The organism is Streptomyces flaveus, assembly GCF_014647675.1.
Taxonomy (GTDB): domain Bacteria; phylum Actinomycetota; class Actinomycetes; order Streptomycetales; family Streptomycetaceae; genus Streptomyces; species Streptomyces flaveus.
Genome location: NZ_BMPQ01000017.1, coordinates 1 through 16,427 on the forward strand (window position 1 = coordinate 1; position 16,427 = coordinate 16,427).

A 16,427-nucleotide genomic window follows, 5' to 3' on the forward strand; every position below is an offset into this window, starting at 1 on the left:
CCGGCGGCCTCCACGGACGCCGGGCATCCAGTCCTGCCCAAACAGTCCCTGACCTGGAGCTATTTACGCGTCAGACACCCTTGTCAGCTGGCTCCAGGATCGCTACACACTCCACGTGCGACGTCATCGGAAAGATGTCGGCCTGAGCGAGTCGTGGAAAAGACCAGGTCAGAGCAGTTTTCTCGGCTCACCGCGCAGCGTGAGGGCGCCCAGAGCGTCAAACGAGCGTAAACGGCCGACAGCCCGTCCCGCCTACTCAGGCAAATAGAGCTACCACGACCAGCTCAGCAGGCTCCGTCCCGCTCACTCCAGACCCAGCTCGCTCATCATGCCCGCGCCACTTCTCCGGCCGCCATAATGGAGTCATGCCCTCCAGCCCACAGCACCACCCCGCACCCGCGCCGAGGGAACTCGCGGGCGCGGACGCCGAGGACCTCGCGCTGTACCGGGAGAAGTTCCGGCAGCGTCTGCCGGAGTCGCTGGACGAACTGCACGGCCCGACCCAAGGGGTCGTCGAGCTGCCGCTGCACATGGCCTGGTCCGGAATGACCTCCTACGACATGAGCAAGCCCCGCCAACGCATGGGCCTGTACCGCACCGTCCTGCACGAGGGCCTGCACGACGACCTGCCCCGCTACCTCAACCAGGACCTGCTCCTCCAGCTGTGGCCGGTGCTGCGCACCCTCGTCGGCCGCACCGTGCGCACCGTGTGGGAGGACGCCTTCCCCCAGCTCGCCTCCCGCAGCACCCGGGCGGCCGCGTGACGGACATGCCGGAGCTGCACACGCGGCTCCTGGCGGATGTGATCGCCCTCGGCTCCCCGTATCCCCTGGTCCTCACCGGCGGGTATGCCGTGCGGGCGCACCGCCTCGTGAACCGCCCCAGCCAAGACCTCGACGTCGCCACCGAGAACCCGGCCCCCATGGCCGACATCGCCGCCACACTCCGCGCCGGCCTGGAAGCCCGCGGCTGGAAGGTGCACGCGCTGGAGACCGCCCCGCTGTCCGCCCGCTTCACCGTGACCGACCCGGCCACCGGGCAGGACTGCGAAGTCGACATCCTCAAGGAGATCTTCTGGCGGCCGGTCGCCCAGAGCCCGTACGGGCCCGTCCTCGCGGAGGAGGATGTGATCGGGACCAAGGTCCGCGCCCTCGCCGACCGCGGAGCGCCCCGCGACCTGATCGACGTGTTCGCGGCCTCCCGCCGCTGGACCAACGCCGAGCTCGAGGAGTTCGGCCGCCGCCACGCCCGCGGCCGCTTCGAGCGCGAGGACCTACAGGCGAACCTCACGGGCGCCGAGTGGACCGACGACGAAGCCTTGGCTGCCTATGGGATCGATGACGCCACCATCACCGCTCTACGTGCTTGGGCCGTGGAGTGGGCCGACGACCTCGCGGCCCGTCTCCTCGAAGAGGCCGATGATCCGGACATCGACTGATCTCCTCCGCGTGAGGTCACATCTGATACTGGTCAGAGCAAGAGCCAGAAGATCCACACAAGACGGTGTCGAGACAGCCCCTCCCACGGAGGGCGTTCCGACGAACCGCCCATGACACCGGGTCAGGCAGCAGCTCTATGGATCTTGTCGATTCCTGCGGAGTACCTGCGGTGCGTCGGTTTTCCGGCTCCTCCGTGACTGCGTCATCGGAGCGGTGGCCGGAGAGTCCCTCTCCGCGGCCAGTGGCCTGACGGCGTGCGGTTCGCGCGCTTCGATCCCCTCGGTCCCGGGGATGGGGTCGGTCTGTGTCGGTGCGGGAGCGGAACGACGTGCGGTGTCCGGGACGGGCAGGACGTTCCGACGTTGCAACTCGGCGACGCTGACCAGCGGTGACATAAGAACGCGGTCGAGCAGCTCGTTCTGAGCTGACTGCAGCTCGACCAGATGCCACAGGACGGCCAGCACGTACTGGAGTTCCTCGCTCCAGGCAGGTAACCACCGCTCGGGCCGGATGCGGTCCAGCTCGCTGACGGCTCTGCGGGACGGCGGTCCTGTCCTGCGTTTCAACCAGCCGTCGAGAACGTTCTGCCCGCTGACTTGATAGTCCCGCATCTCTTGAGTCACCGGCCCGAAAACGCCTTGGCCAAAGTGGAGTTCGAGACGGTCGGGATCGTGGACGAAGTTCTCGGGTAATTCGTCCCTGCCGACCTGTCTCCGGTACGTGATCGCCGGCTGTGCGGTCGTCCAGACCTCCTGGGGCGTACCGGGCCTCCCCGCCACCGGGTCCACGAGCCTCTCTCCGAAGGTGGACGCCCAGATCACCTTCCGCCCGATGTGCAGCGCCTCCGACCACAGGGTGGCGTCACCGGTGAGGGGTACGCGGACGCCGTTGGTGGTGAGTTCGTCGTCGAAGCGGGACCGGAAACCGGGGTGAGCCGTGATCGCGGCGATGTACGCGAGCAAGTCCTCGGCGGAGATAGCCAGACCGCCGAAGGAGTTACGAAGGTGCTGGAGAAGACCGGGGGTCACATTGGGGGTGCCGTCCTTCTGCAGGAAGGGGAACACCCTGCCACCACCCCAGCCGGCGAAGTGGTGCATGTCCGGCATCAGCGCGGTGAACAGCGTGGCGGGGCCGTCACCGAACCGTTCGGAGTGCAGCTCCACGATGTGTATCTGGCCCTCGGCCCGGTTCTCCCACAGCTCCGGCGAGCATCTGTCGAGGACCCTGTTGTCCGGGATGATCCACTGCCGATCGAAAGGGCGGAAGGCCACAGGCACCGGTTGCGGACACTCGGGACCTGCCTCCAGCATCGACCGCCTTCTCTGTGCGGAGCCCGAGAGCGGCTTGACCGGCCGGTCGACGGTACGGCCCTTGGTCTCCCTGAACAAGGCACGCTTCTCGGCCAGGTCCGTCTCGGCGGACAACCTCCGCCACCGGGAACGCAGCATGTCGGGGTCCGGGGAGTAGACCCACGTCCGCTTAGGCAGGATGCCGGGCACCGTCCATGGCAGCAGATCATTCAATGCGGGATATGTGTCCCATGCTCCGAGTGCCGCAGGCGTGAACGGGGCGTGGGCGTCCTGACGCACCGGGCGCCACTGGTCACTGTCCGGCCCGAGAGCCTCGAGCTGCGCGTACTTCTCCTCACGAGTGCTGCCGTCCAGGGCGACGTACCTGATGTGGGCAGGTTCGGTGTCCGCCCTGCTGCGGACGAACACGGCGATCGTCAGTTGCTGCTGAACGCCCTCGAAGAGGCGTGTCCGCAACGGCGGCTGGATACCCTCCGGGCTGAGGTCGATGATCCAGCCCTCGGAACAAGTCTCCCGCAGGTACTTCCTCATCCCTCGGAAACCGGGCCCGCTGAGGAAGCCCGCGGTACTGATGAAGGCGACGATTCCGCGATCCGACTCGGAACGGTGCTGTTCGAAGACTTTGAAGGTGGCCCAGCGCCAGAAGTAGACGTACAGGTTCTTGAGCTTGTTCTCGTGCACTCCGTTTCTGCCACCGAGGCGGAAGGCATCGAGCAGAGGTGCTGTGTCATCCCCCTCGCGGCCTTTCTCCACCCAACCGCCCTCCCCCTCGGCTCTCTCCCGGTCCGGCGGGTTACTGATCATGACGGTGACCTTCTGCTCGCGCTTGATCCAGTCCGCCTTGCGGGTGTTCTCGACCAGAGGATCGCCATCGGGCAGGAACGTGAAGAGCGTGGCCCTCTCGTAGGGGTCCGCAAGGGTGTCGGCGAGATGGAGTCGCAGATCGCCGAGTTGGGTGTCCGTGTCCTGCCTGCGGAGGGTCTGGGTGATCCTCATCTGAGCGACGGCGTAGGCGGCCATCTGGCGCTCGAAGCCGATCAGCCGACCCGCCAGCTGTTCCACCGCTTCGCCGCGGAAGCCTTCCCCGCGGCGGGAGCGTTCTTCGGCGACCCTGTCGATGATCTCGCTGAGGAATGTGCCCGTACCCATGGCAGGGTCGACGATCGTCACCTGCCTGTCCGCAAAGCCCTCCACGCAGCCGAGGCGGGTGCGCAGGACGGCGTCGGTGAAGCGGACCATCTCCTTCACGAGACGGGGCGGGGTGTAGTACGTGCCGGAGCGTCGACGCAGCTCGCGGTCGTACTCCTGGAGGAAATCCTCGTAGAGATGAACGTGGGCGTCGGGCGTGCGGGCTTGGATCACCTCCCAGTCGACAGCGTCGATGACCTGCACGAGCGTGTCGATGCGGCGGGCGAACTCGGCGTCCACCGTTTCCGTCAGCAGCTGCAGGGCTCGGCCCATGACCGTGTTCTCGGCCTTCAACTCACGTGCGACGTCAGCAAAGTTACGGCCAGTGAGCGGTACGTTCTCGATCCGGGCCAGCAACATGGCAAAAGCGATCGTCTGGGTGTAACGGTCGGCGAAAAGGTGGTTGGGGTCTTGTCCGTCGGTGGAGGGGAAGAGCACCTTGCTCCAGTGGTGCGCCAGCGCGGTGAACGGCTTGGGGGCACGCCGTCGCCCGCGAGGACCGTCCGGTGTTCTGCGTTCCAGGGCGAGCTGCTCCAGCACCTCCTCTCGCAGGTACTGGCACAGCGGAGCGATGGACGACACCAACTGGCTGACGGTGGTAATGCGTTGGGGCTGCCACCCGAGAAATTCCCGCAGCAGATCCCGAAACGCCGCTCCGTCGGCATCGCCGGTGCGCAACCGGCTGCCGGACCGGTACAGATCACCTTCGAGCCGAACCGTGCGGTGAGGCCGCGAACCTCCTCGGTACAGGCACCAGGTGTGACCGTTGCTGTACAGCACGTTGGGCAGCCGACGCATCAGCTCCCACTGCTCCCGGTCCCGCTTCGTGAAGCCGTTGGGCGTGACGTCGTGCCCAGGGGCCTTCAGCTCCAGGAAGCCAGTGATGCGCCCCGAGGTCTCCACCGCGTAGTCCGGACGCACCCGGGCCTCAGGCAAGGGGTACTCGGGATGAAGGCGAGGACTCAGCTTCCGGCGCGCGCCGAAAGTTTCCACCAGCTTCGCCACCGGCAGGCTGATGGACGCCTCCGTGTCGCTGACCCGCAGACGCTCCCTGCACTCGGATCCAAAGTCCGCGATGAGATCCCGTATCCACTCCTCCGGCACCTTGTCCCCCTCCAAGCTGTGGACGTGAGCGGTGGATCACCACAGACACAGCTTGTTGGAGGCGAAGGGGCCGACTCAGTGCGCACGGGGGGCGCGCGCGAGGCACGAACGGCGCGTTCGGTGACTGCTGGGAAATCAGATGCTGGTGTTGGTCAGGAAGGAACCGCAATAACCGACTTAGCAGTGCGATGCGTAGTCGTAAAAGTACTCTCGAGACGCGATGGCATTGCCATCGCCGACCGTCAGGTGGGCCTTCACACACACGCTGATCCCTCAGGCGGGGAGGCGCGCCACTCCCAGTTGCTGCCCACGTGCAAGAGGACCAGTACGTCAGGCTGGCCGCTGGGAATCAGCACCGCTCACGGAAGCCATAACGAAGTTTCAGCACGAGCGTCACCTGAGCGTCAATCGTGCCAAACAGCGCCGGGAGCACGACTCGGCGGCACACCGTCCGTGCCTGAAACCGCAGTTCAGAGGCCCAAAGCGGATGGTTCCCTGCCCGATGTGTTGTGCGGAGGGAAACAGGTCGAGGGAAGCGCCCAGGATGGTGAACCCGCAGCTCAGGAGCCCTTCCCGACTGGCTCAAGAATCGCCACGCACTCCACATGATGCGTCATAGGAAACAGATCGAACGCCCGAAGCGTCCGCACCCGGTACCCGCCCTCGCGGAAGTATCCCAAGTCCCGTGCCAGCGCCGCCGGATCGCAGGCCACGTACGCGATGCGCCGCGCCCCCAGCCCGGTCAGAAGCCGAACCGTCTTCTTGCCCGCGCCCGCGCGGGGCGGGTCGAGGACGATGAGGTCGACCTCGGTGATGCCGGTGCGCGGGAGGACCGACTCGACCTTGCCCTGTTCGATGCGGACGCGGTCGAAGGCGGCGAGGTTGTGCCGGGCGTCCTCCACCGCGCGCTTGGCGGACTCGATGCCGAGCACCGCGCCCTTGTCGCCGAGCCGGTCGGCGAGGGCGCCCGCGAAGAGGCCGACGCCGCAGTACAGGTCGAGCGCCATCTCGCCCTTGCGCGGCAGCAGGCCCTGCATGACCGCCTTGACCAGCGTGTCCGCGGACTTCGGGTGGACCTGCCAGAAGCCGCCGCTGCCGACCCGGTACGTGCGGTCGTCCGCGCGCTCGCGCACGAAGGGGCGGCCGTGGACGCGGTGCACGCCCCCGTCCTTCTCCTCCACGCGCATGACCGACACCGGCCGGTCCAGCTCCACGATCGGCAGCCGGGCGCCGGGCCGTGGCGTCAGGATCACCTGCCGGTCCTGGGAGCCCGTCGCCGCGATCGCCTCGATCGACTCCATCCCGGGCCACTCACGCCGCTCGATGCCCAGCTCGCTGACACCCGGCGCGGCGATCATGCAGTGCTCGATCGGCTCGACCTCGTGCGAGCGGTGCCGCCGCAGACCGGCGTGCCCGGCGTCGTCCACCGCGTACTGCACGCGCGTACGCCAGGCGGGCACCTCACCGGGGGGCAGCTTGTCGCCCTCGGCGGGCATCACCGTGCCGTCCCAGCCGACCTCCTCGGGCGTCAGGCCCGCGAGCCGCTTCAGCTGCTCGGCGATCACCTCGCCCTTCAGTCGGCGCTGCGCGCCCGGCTTGGCGTGCTGCCAGTCGCAGCCGCCGCAGCGGCCGGGGCCCGCGTACGGGCAGGGCGCCTCGACCCGGTCCTTGGACGCGTCCAGGACGGTGACCGCGTCCGCGCGCAGGAACCGCGAGTCCTCCTCGCCCTCCGTCACGCGCGCGACGACCCGCTCACCGGGCAGCGCGTGCCGGACGAAGAGCACCTGCCCCTCGGACGTACGGGCGACGCAGTGGCCCCCGTGGGCGACGGGCCCGACCTCGACCTCGTACTCCTGCCCCACGAGCGACCCCGCCGGCGATTTCTTCGGTTCTGCCTGCATGGCGGGGTGACTCCAGTTGCGAAAAGGGGGAACGGCCGGACAACAGCCCACCAGTCTACGTGGACGCCGCCCGGCCGTTCGACACGAGTCCGTCAGCCCTTGGGAGTGGTGGGCTCCTTGGGCCGCTCCTCCGCGGGACCGCGCCGCACGGCACCCGGCGCGTTCCACTCCTGCTGCTTCCGGGCCCGCCTCTTGGCCACCTCGGAGGACTCCAGCTGGTACGGCACGGACGTCACCATCACCCCCGGTGTGAACAGCAGCCGTCCCTTGAGCCTGAGGGCGCTCTGGTTGTGCAGCAGTTGCTCGTACCAGTGGCCCACCACGTACTCGGGGATGATCACGCTGACCGCGTCACGCGGGGACTCCTTGCGCAGGTTCTTCACGTACTCGATGACCGGCCGTGTGATCTCGCGGTACGGGGAGTCGAGGACCTTCAGCGGTACGTCGATGCCGCGCCGCTCCCACTCCTCCCTCAGTGCCTTGGTCTCGGCCGGGTCGACATTGACGCTGAGCGCCTCCAGGGTGTGCGAGCGCATCAGCTTGGCGTAGGCGAGGGCGCGCAGCGTCGGGCGGTGGATCTTCGAGATCAGGACCACGGAGTGGACGCGCGAGGGGCGTACGACATCGTCGCTCGGCCCTTCCGGCGCGGCGATCTCCTCGGCGACGCGGTCATAGTGCTTACGGATCGCGGACATGATCGCGTAGAAGATCACCATGCCGAGCAGCGCGACCCAGGCGCCGTGCGTGAACTTGGTGACCAGGACGACGATCAGCACGAGCCCGGTGAAGAAGGCGCCGAAGGTGTTGATCGCCCGGGAGCGGTACATGCGGCGGCGCGCGGCCTGGTCGCGCTCGGTGGCCAGGTGGCGGTTCCAGTGCCGGACCATGCCGGTCTGGCTGAGCGTGAAGGAGACGAAGACGCCGACGATGTAGAGCTGGATCAGCCGGGTCGAGTCGGCGCCGTAGAACCACACCAGCAGTCCGGCGGCGCCCGCGAGCAGCACGATGCCGTTCGAGAAGGCGAGGCGGTCGCCGCGGGTGTGCAGCTGACGGGGCAGATAGCGGTCCTGCGCAAGGATCGAGCCCAGCAGCGGGAAGCCGTTGTACGCGGTGTTGGCCGCCAGGAAGAGCACCAGCGCGGTGGCCGCGGCGAGCACCACGAACATGAAGCTGCCGTCACCGAAGACGGCCTCGGCGACCTGCGAGATCACCGGGTTCTGGACGTAGTCGGCGCCGACCGCGACACCGTTCTCCAGCAGGTCGGTCGCCGGGTGCTCGGCCATGCGTACGTTCGACGCCATGGCCAGGCCGATGATGCCGCAGAACATGGTGACCGCGAGCAGGCCCATCATCGCCAGCGTGGTCCCGGCGTTCTTGGACTTGGGCTTGCGGAAGGCCGGGACGCCGTTGCTGATCGCCTCGACACCGGTGAGCGCGGCACAGCCGGAGGAGAAGGCACGCAGCAGCAGGAAGACCAGCGCGAATCCCGCGAGACCTTGCTGCTCGGCCTCGATGTGGAAGTCGGCGGTCGGCGCCTTCATCGTGTCGCCGAGGACCAGACCGCGGAACGCGCCCCAGGCGATCATCGCGAAGACGCCCACCACGAAGACGTACGTCGGAATCGCGAACAGCGCCCCGGACTCCCTGACCCCGCGCAGGTTCATCAGCGTGAGCAGCACGATGACCCCGATCGCGCAGAGCACCTTGTTCTCGATCACGAAGGGGATCGCGGAGCCGAGGTTCTCGATGCCGGAGGAGATCGACACGGCGACGGTGAGTACGTAGTCGACGAGCAGCGCACTGGCGACGGTGAGGCCGGACTTGGGGCCGAGGTTGGTGTTGGCCACCTCGTAGTCGCCGCCGCCGCTCGGGTACGCGTGCACGTTCTGCCGGTACGACGCCACCACCGTGAACATCAGCACCACGACCGCGACCGCGATCCAAGGGCTGAAGTGGTAGGCCGACACGCCCGCGATGGACAGGACCAGCAGCACCTCGCCCGGCGCGTACGCCACGGAGGACAGCGGGTCGGAAGCGAACACGGGTAGGGCGATGCGCTTCGGCAGGAGCGTTTCCCCCAGCCGGTCACTGCGCAGTGCGCGCCCGATGAGGATGCGTTTGGGCACGTCGGTCAGTTTGGACACGCTGAGGATCGTAAGCGGTCGGGGTACGGGGTGCCCACCCGCCACCCGACCTCTGCTCTACGAGTGAATTGAGCGACCGGTGATGCTGCGGGTTCCGGCACCGACAGCTTCCCCATGCCTATATGACAAAACCTCGCCTCCCACCCCTCCTGGAGACCTCATGACGCAAGCCGCCGCGGAACTCATCGGCGCCGCCGCCGCACTCATCGGGCTCGGCGTCCTGACCCTCGTCAGCGTCCGCAGCATCAGCCGCCGCTGATCGCGACAAGGAGAGTGGGCGAGCGTGCAAGGGGGTGCCCGCCGTGGACCATGCGTGTGTAGCTTGGGCATCGGTCTGAGACCCTGTTCGAGACCTTGTTCAGCCTGAGCAGTAACTCCATGAGCAGTAAGAATTGATACCGGAAGGACGGTCGTGCACATCGTCATCATGGGCTGCGGGAGAGTGGGTTCCGCTCTCGCCCAGACCCTGGAGCAACAGGGGCACACGGTCGCCGTGGTCGACCAGGACCCCACCGCCTTCCGACGACTGGGCTCCGGGTTCGGCGGCCGTCGTGTCACCGGAGTCGGCTTCGACCAGGACACCCTGCGCGAGGCGGGCATCGAGGAGGCGGGCGCCTTCGCCGCCGTCTCCAGCGGCGACAACTCGAACATCATCGCCGCCCGGGTGGCCCGCGAGATGTTCGGCATCGAGAACGTCGCGGCGCGCATCTACGACCCGCGCCGCGCCGAGGTCTACCAGCGGCTCGGCATCCCGACCGTCGCCACCGTCCGCTGGACCGCCGACCAGATGCTGCGCCGGCTGCTCCCGTCGGGCTCCGAGCCGCTGTGGCGCGACCCCACGGGCGGGGTGCAGCTCGCCGAGGTGCACGCGTCGACGGCGTGGGTGGGCCAGCGGATCAGCCGGCTCCAGGACGAGACCGGCGTACGCGTCGCTTTCGTCACCCGCCTTGGCGAGGCGATCCTGCCGAGCTCGCAGACTGTGCTGCAGGAGGGCGATCTCGTGCACGTGATGATGCGTACGGACGACGTGGACAAGGTCGAGGCGGCGTTCGCCAAGGGCCCTGACGAGGAGGGCGGTCACTGATGAGGGTCGCCATTGCCGGTGCCGGTGCGGTGGGCCGCTCGATCGCGGGCGAGCTGCTGGAGAACGGGCACGAGATCCTGCTGATCGACAAGGCGCCGACCGCGATCTCGGTCGAGCGCGTGCCGCAGGCCGAGTGGCTGCTGGCCGACGCCTGCGAGATCACTTCGCTGGACGAGGCGGCGCTGCAGCGCTGCAACGTGGTGATCGCCGCGACGGGCGACGACAAGGTCAACCTCGTCGTCTCGCTGCTCGCGAAGACGGAGTACGGCGTTCCGCGCGTCGTCGCCCGCGTCAACAACCCCAAGAACGAGTGGCTGTTCAACGAGTCCTGGGGCGTGGACGTCGCCGTCTCGACCCCCCGCCTGATGTCGGCCCTGGTCGAGGAGGCGGTAAGTGTCGGCGACCTGGTCCGCCTGCTCCGCTTCAGCCACGGCGACGCCAACCTCGTCGAACTGACGCTCCCCCCGGAGTCGGCCCTCGCAGGCACCCGGGTCGGCGACGTGGAATGGCCCGAGGACACGTCCCTGGTCACCATCATCCGCGGCACCCGCGTCCTGACCCCCACCCGGGAGGACTCCCTGGAGGCGGGCGACGAGCTGCTGTTCGTTGCGGCTCAGGCTCGGGAGGAGCAGCTGGAGGATCTGTTGTCGGTGCGGCGGGAGGATGCGGTGGGCTGACCGACCCCGGAAATACGAGAAGGGGGGCGCCCGGAGTTCTCCGGGCGCCCCCCTTCAGCCCGTCCGGCGTTTGAGGACGAGGCCGTTCAGGCCGATAGCGGGGGTCTGGGGGCGCAGCCCCCAGTGGCCCACACCACCACCGCGTACCTACTCGGCGGACCGAGCGGCAGCATGCCGCTCCTTCTCCGCACGCTCCTCCGCTTCCATCTCCGCGAACACGTCGATCGGCGCGGGCGCCTTCGCCAGGAACACCCAGGTCAGCCACACCGCAAGCAGGAACGGCGGAATCTTCAACGCGACCAGGACCCACCCGAGCTGCGTGGTGTCCGCCCACCAGTACAGCGGGAAAAGAATCGCGCACTTGGCGAGCAGGATCGCACCCCAGGCGTAACTGGCCTTCGCGTACGCCTTCTTGCGCCCCGGGTTACGCGTCCGCCAGGAGAGGTTCTCCTTGAAGACCGGGCCGAGGATCAGGCCGATCAGCGGGACGCCCGCGAGAGTCGTGATGATGTACGCGAGGCCCAGGCCCAGCGTGTAGAGCATGCCCGGCAGATAGAAGTCCTTGGCGTTCCCGGTCATCATCGCGAAGACCACGCCGAAGGCCACCCCGAAGACACCGCTGAAGGCGTGCTTGACGGTGTCCTTCATGACCAGGCGCACCACGACGAGCAGCACAGAGACTGCGATGGCCGCGATGGCCGCGGAGTGCAGGTCCTTGTTGACCGTGTAGATCGTGACGAAGAGCAGGCCGGGCAGGACCGTTTCGATCATGCCCCGCAGACCGCCGAACGCCTCGAAGAGCGCGGCCTCCGTCACCGCCCGCGAATCATGGGCGTCGTCTTCGGTCGGCTTGTCGAGCGACGTCACCGGCTACTCCCGTCCGAGGGGTCTGAGTTCGTATTTCGGATTGAACAGCACCTTGCGGCCCCGGCTCATCGAGACCCGGCCCGATGCGATCAGCTTGCGCCCCGGTTCGATCCCGACGATGGAGCGCCTGCCGAGCCACACCACGTCCAGGGCGGCCGAACCGTCGAACAGCTCGGCCTCCAGGGCCGGGACACCGGCCCTCGGGCGCAGCGTGACCGTGCGCAAGGTACCAGTAACGGTCACTATCTGTCGGTCATGTGCGTCACCGATACGCGTACATCCGGTGGTCTCGATGTCCTCGCGCAGCTCCTCCGACTCCAGGTCCTCCTGCGACGAGGAGAGCCGGTCGATCATCCGCCGGAACCGGCCCGGCGGCCTTTCGGAACGAGGAACAGCACTCATGTCTGAAGCGTACCGGGGGCCGCCGACAGCTTCGTACCCCTTGAACTTACCCATAGAACTAACGCTCGAATCGATAACCCATCCCCGGCTCCGTGATGAAGTGCCGCGGATGCGAAGGATCCCCTTCCAGTTTGCGGCGGAGCTGGGCCATGTAGACACGCAGGTAGTTGGTCTCGGTGCCGTACGAGGGTCCCCAGACCTCCTGGAGCAGCTGCTTCTGGCTGACCAGGCGGCCCGTGTTGCGCACCAGCACCTCCAGGAGGTGCCACTCGGTCGGGGTCAGGCGTACGTCGCGGCCTGCCCGGTTGACCTTCTTGGCGGACAGGTCGACGGTGAAGTCCTCGGTCTCCACGATCACTTCGTCCTCGCCGGCCCCGTTGGGCTCCGCGCGGCGGACGGCGGCCCTCAGCCGGGCGAGCAGCTCGTCCATGCCGAAGGGCTTGGTGACGTAGTCGTCGGCGCCCGCGTCCAGGGCCTCGACCTTCTCGTCCGAGGAGTGCCGGGCGGACAGCACCAGGATCGGTACGCGGGTCCAGCCACGCAGTCCCTTGATCACCTCGACGCCGTCCATGTCGGGCAGGCCCAGGTCGAGCACGATCACGTCGGGGTGGCGGGCGGCCGCGAGCTGGAGCGCGGTGGCGCCGTCGGCGGCCGCGTCGACCTCGTACTTGCGTGCCTTGAGGTTGATCACGAGGGCTCGGGTGATCTGCGGCTCGTCGTCGACCACGAGGACGCGGGTCATGAAGCCTGCCTTTCCGGTTGTACGAGTTCCGCGAGTCGTCCGGCACGGGACGGGCCCGCCCGGACGGTGAGCACCATGGTGAGGCCGCCTCCGGGAGTGTCCTCGGCGTCGAGGGTGCCGCCCATGGCCTCGGCGAAGCCGCGGGCGACCGCGAGCCCGAGGCCCACACCGGTGCCACGCGGGGCGTCCCCGTAGCGCTGGAAGGGCGCGAAAATACGGTCCTTGGCCTCGTCCGGGACGCCGGGCCCGCGGTCCACCACCCGCACCTCGACCCGGTCGCCGAGCGTGCTGGCGGCCACCAGCACCCGCTCCCCGTCGGGGCTGTACTTCACCGCGTTCTCGACGATGTTGGCGACCGAGCGCTCCAGCAGCCCCGGGTCGACGGCGACCATGGGCAGGGTCTCGGGGATGTCGAGGTCCACGCTGTCCTCGGGCACGCCGCCCAGCGCCATCGGGACCACCTCGTCCAGGTCGATCTCGCGGATCAGCGGGGTGACGGTGCCGGTCTGCAGCCGGGACATGTCCAGGAGATTGCCCACCAGGTGGTCGAGGCGGTCGGCGCCCGCCTCGATCCCCTCCAGGAGCTCGGCCTCGTCCTCCTGAGACCAGGCCACGTCGTCGGACCGCAGGGACGACACGGCGGCCTTGATCGCGGCCAGCGGGGTGCGCAGATCATGGCTCACGGCGGCCAGCAGCGCCGTACGGATGCTGTTGCCCTCGGCGAGGGTGCGGGCCTGCTCGGCCTCCTGCTGAAGGCGCTGGCGGTCCAGTACGACGACGGACTGGGCGGCGAAGGCGGCCAGTACCCGGCGGTCCTCCGCGGGCAGCACCCGGCCGGACAGCGCCAGCGCCATGTGGTCGCCGACCGGCATGTCCACGTCCGCGTCCTCCGGGAGGGCCGGCGGATTCGGGCCCACGCTGGCCGCGCAGGTCCACGGATCGACGTCGCTCGTACGCTCCAGCAGGGCGACCGACTCCATGCCGAAGGTCTCGCGGACCCGCTCCAGAAGGGCGTCCACACTTGTCTCGCCGCGCAGCACGCTGCCCGCCAGGAAGGAGAGGATCTCCGACTCGGCGCGCAGCCTGGCCGCCTGATGCGTACGCCGGGCCGCCAGGTCCACCACCGAAGCCACCGACACGGCCACGCCCACGAAGATCACCAGAGCGACGATGTTCTTGGGATCGGCGATCGTGAGCCGGTGCAGGGGCTCGGTGAAGAAGTAGTTCAGCAGCAGGGAGCCGAACGCCGCCGAGGCGAGGGCCGGGAGGAGTCCGCCGAGCAGTGCCGACGCCACGGTCAGCGTCAGGAACAGCAGCATGTCGTTGGCGAGGCCGAGGTCCGCGTCGATGTGCGTCAGCAGCAGGGCCAGCAGCACCGGGCCCGCCACGCCCGTCAGCCAGCCCCAGATGATCCGGGACCGCCCGAGCCGCGCACCCCGGGCGACCGGAAGGCCGCGCCCCTTGCCGACCTCGTCGTGCGTGATGAGGTGGACGTCCAGGTCGGGCCCGGATTCCCGGGCCACCGTGGCGCCGACGCCGGGCCCGAAGACGTACTGCCATCCCTTGCGACGGGAGACGCCCAGCACGATCTGGGAGGCGTTGACCCCGCGCGCGAACTCCAGCAGCGCCGAGGGGATGTCGTCCCCGATGACGTGGTGAAAGGTGCCGCCGAGATCCTCGACGAGGGTGCGCTGGACGGCCAGTTCCTTGGGCGAGGCGGACGTCAGGCCGTCGCTGCGGGCGATGTAGACGGCGAGCACCTCGCCGCCCGCGCCCTTCTCGGCGAGCCGGGCGGCCCGGCGGATCAGCGTCCGCCCCTCCGGACCACCGGTCAGCCCGACCACGATGCGTTCGCGGGCCTGCCAGGTGGAGCGGATGCCGTGCTCGCCCCGGTACTGCTGGAGGTACTCGTCGACGCGGTCGGCCACCCAGAGCAGAGCCAGCTCGCGCAACGCCGTGAGGTTGCCGGGGCGGAAGTAGTTGGAGAGGGCCGCGTCGACCTTGTCCGGCTTGTAGATGTTGCCGTGCGCCATCCGCCGCCGCAGCGCCTGGGGCGACATGTCGACCAGCTCTATCTGGTCGGCCCGGCGCACCACCTCGTCGGGGACGGTCTCCTTCTGCCGTACGCCCGTTATCGACTCGACGACGTCACCGAGCGACTCCAGATGCTGGATGTTGACCGTCGAGACCACGTCGATACCGGCCGCGAGCAGCTCCTCGACGTCCTGCCACCGCTTGCCGTTGCGTGAGCCGGGTACGTTCGTGTGGGCCAGCTCGTCGACGAGGGCCACCCGGGGCCTGCGGGCCAGCACCGCGTCCACGTCCATCTCGGTGAACACCCCGCCGCGGTACGCCAGTTCAGCGCGCGGGATCTCCTCCAGACCGTGCAGCATCACCTCGGTCCGCGGCCGGGCGTGATGCTCCACGAAGGCCACCACACAGTCCGTGCCCCGCTCGACGCGACGATGCGCCTCGGAGAGCATCGCGTACGTCTTGCCGACGCCCGGCGCCGCGCCGAGATAGATCCGAAGCCTGCCGCGTCCCATGGTCCCATTGTCTTCCTGTAACAGCCGCACACGCTGCGTCGACCTTACGGCCAATCACCACTGCCCAGGGCGCTGAAGGCGGGCCCGGAGACGTCTTTGACGCAACCCTGATGCGCGTTCGCGCGGATGGGCCCGGCAAGGGTGCGGCCCGGCTCGCACGTCGGCCGCACCGACGGCCCGGAGGCCGCATACGACGACGGGCCGCACCCGGCGAAGGTGCGGCCCATGGTCGTGAATCGATCGGTGTGTGCCTACCGGACCTCGGTGATCTCCGGCCCGCGCTGCAACTGCCCCATGCCTCCGGAGAAGCGGGAACCCTCCTGCTCCTCCTGCTGGACACCCTCGGCGACCATCTGCGCGTCGTCCGGCAGCTTCAGCACGATCGGGTCGCGCGGGGCCATCGGGCCCTCACCACGGACGACGACCGTGTCCCGGAAGATCTGCTCGAGCAGCCCGGCGGCCTGCGGCTGCACCGCGCCCTGCCCGGAGATCACGCCGCGCAGGAACCAGCGGGGACCGTCCACGCCGATGAACCGTACGACCTGGAAACCGCCGGTCCCGTCCGGCAGCTGCACCGGTACCTGGGCGCGCAGCTCCCAGCCCAGCGGGCCCTCGACCTCGTCGATGACACCGCCCTGCTGGGTGATGCCGGTGGCGATCTCCTCGCGCACCTCGCCCCAGATGCCCTCGCGCTTGGGGGCGGCGAAGGCCTGCAGCTGTACGGCGCTGTCCTTCAGCACCACGGTCGCCGCGACGATGGCGTCGCCCGCGACCTCCACGCGCAGTTCCATGCCGTCGACCCCGGGCACGAAGAGGCCGCCCAGATCGACCCGGCCCTCGGCCGGATCGCGGACCTCCGAACTGTCCCAGGGACCGTCGGGGCGCGGCTTGGGCTCGAGCCGTACGCGCTCCTGCTCTGCGTCGTCCGTCTCAGTGTCGACTTCCTCAACCACGCCGTCGACCTGCTCGGCCTCGCTCGCCGCGTCCTCGGCGGCACTGCCCTTCTTGCGACGTCCGAACACG

At 68.6% G+C, this 16,427-nt stretch carries 12 protein-coding genes; 4 read left to right on the top strand and 8 right to left on the bottom strand.

The features are described 5' to 3' along the window. Positions 1-365 precede the first annotated feature (365 nt). Together IEZ21_RS28335 and IEZ21_RS28340 are read left to right on the top strand one after the other, a co-directional pair. Entirely contained in the window at positions 366-764 is a 399-nt protein-coding gene (locus IEZ21_RS28335; protein ID WP_189324727.1) for a hypothetical protein, read from the top strand. Between the two features lie 5 nt (positions 765-769). Next, positions 770-1,438, top strand: a complete 669-nt coding sequence (locus tag IEZ21_RS28340) for a nucleotidyl transferase AbiEii/AbiGii toxin family protein (protein ID WP_189324728.1) — start codon at positions 770-772, stop codon at positions 1,436-1,438. A gap of 135 nt (positions 1,439-1,573) precedes the next feature. Here the strand turns inward: IEZ21_RS28340 and IEZ21_RS28345 are convergent, their stop codons facing one another. From IEZ21_RS28345 to IEZ21_RS28355, 3 genes are all read right to left on the bottom strand, one after another. Continuing rightward, entirely contained in the window at positions 1,574-5,056 is a 3,483-nt protein-coding gene (locus tag IEZ21_RS28345) for a type ISP restriction/modification enzyme (protein ID WP_246568206.1), read from the bottom strand. Positions 5,057-5,601: 545 nt separating this feature from the next. Then, a complete protein-coding gene (locus IEZ21_RS28350; RefSeq protein ID WP_189324729.1) occupies positions 5,602-6,942 on the bottom strand; it encodes a class I SAM-dependent RNA methyltransferase in 1,341 nt (446 codons plus the stop codon). 92 nt (positions 6,943-7,034) lie between these two features. Beyond that, the gene (locus tag IEZ21_RS28355; RefSeq protein WP_189324730.1) at positions 7,035-9,086 is read right to left on the bottom strand and encodes an APC family permease; all 2,052 of its coding nucleotides are present in this window, start codon (positions 9,084-9,086) and stop codon (positions 7,035-7,037) included. A 412-nt stretch (positions 9,087-9,498) separates the two neighbouring features. Here IEZ21_RS28355 and IEZ21_RS28360 point away from each other — a divergent pair, with 412 nt between their 5' ends. Together IEZ21_RS28360 and IEZ21_RS28365 are read left to right on the top strand one after the other, a co-directional pair. Then, complete coding sequence (locus IEZ21_RS28360; RefSeq protein ID WP_033318826.1) at positions 9,499-10,170, top strand: potassium channel family protein; 672 nt, start codon at positions 9,499-9,501, stop codon at positions 10,168-10,170. Then, on the top strand, positions 10,170-10,847 hold the full coding sequence (locus IEZ21_RS28365; protein WP_033318827.1) for a potassium channel family protein: 678 nt from the start codon (positions 10,170-10,172) through the stop codon (positions 10,845-10,847). The genes IEZ21_RS28360 and IEZ21_RS28365 overlap by 1 nt, the downstream gene beginning before the upstream one ends. A 147-nt stretch (positions 10,848-10,994) precedes the next feature. Here IEZ21_RS28365 and IEZ21_RS28370 read toward each other — a convergent pair whose 3' ends face one another. The 5 genes from IEZ21_RS28370 to IEZ21_RS28390 all read right to left on the bottom strand — a co-directional run bounded on the left by IEZ21_RS28370 (position 10,995) and on the right by IEZ21_RS28390 (position 16,426). Continuing rightward, positions 10,995-11,714, bottom strand: a complete 720-nt coding sequence (locus tag IEZ21_RS28370) for a DUF3159 domain-containing protein (protein ID WP_189324731.1) — start codon at positions 11,712-11,714, stop codon at positions 10,995-10,997. A gap of 3 nt (positions 11,715-11,717) precedes the next feature. Further along, positions 11,718-12,116: an OB-fold nucleic acid binding domain-containing protein gene (locus IEZ21_RS28375; RefSeq protein ID WP_189324732.1), complete on the bottom strand. Its 399-nt coding sequence runs from the start codon at positions 12,114-12,116 to the stop codon at positions 11,718-11,720. Between the two features lie 58 nt (positions 12,117-12,174). After that, a complete protein-coding gene (locus tag IEZ21_RS28380; RefSeq protein WP_189324733.1) occupies positions 12,175-12,858 on the bottom strand; it encodes a response regulator in 684 nt (227 codons plus the stop codon). After that, positions 12,855-15,404: a DUF4118 domain-containing protein gene (locus IEZ21_RS28385; RefSeq protein WP_189324734.1), complete on the bottom strand. Its 2,550-nt coding sequence runs from the start codon at positions 15,402-15,404 to the stop codon at positions 12,855-12,857. Before IEZ21_RS28385 ends, IEZ21_RS28380 begins: the two co-directional genes overlap by 4 nt. Before the next feature lie 251 nt (positions 15,405-15,655). Further along, positions 15,656-16,426 (bottom strand): DUF3710 domain-containing protein, encoded by a 771-nt coding sequence (locus IEZ21_RS28390; protein ID WP_033318832.1) that lies wholly within the window; start codon positions 16,424-16,426, stop codon positions 15,656-15,658. Position 16,427: the final 1 nt, after the last annotated feature.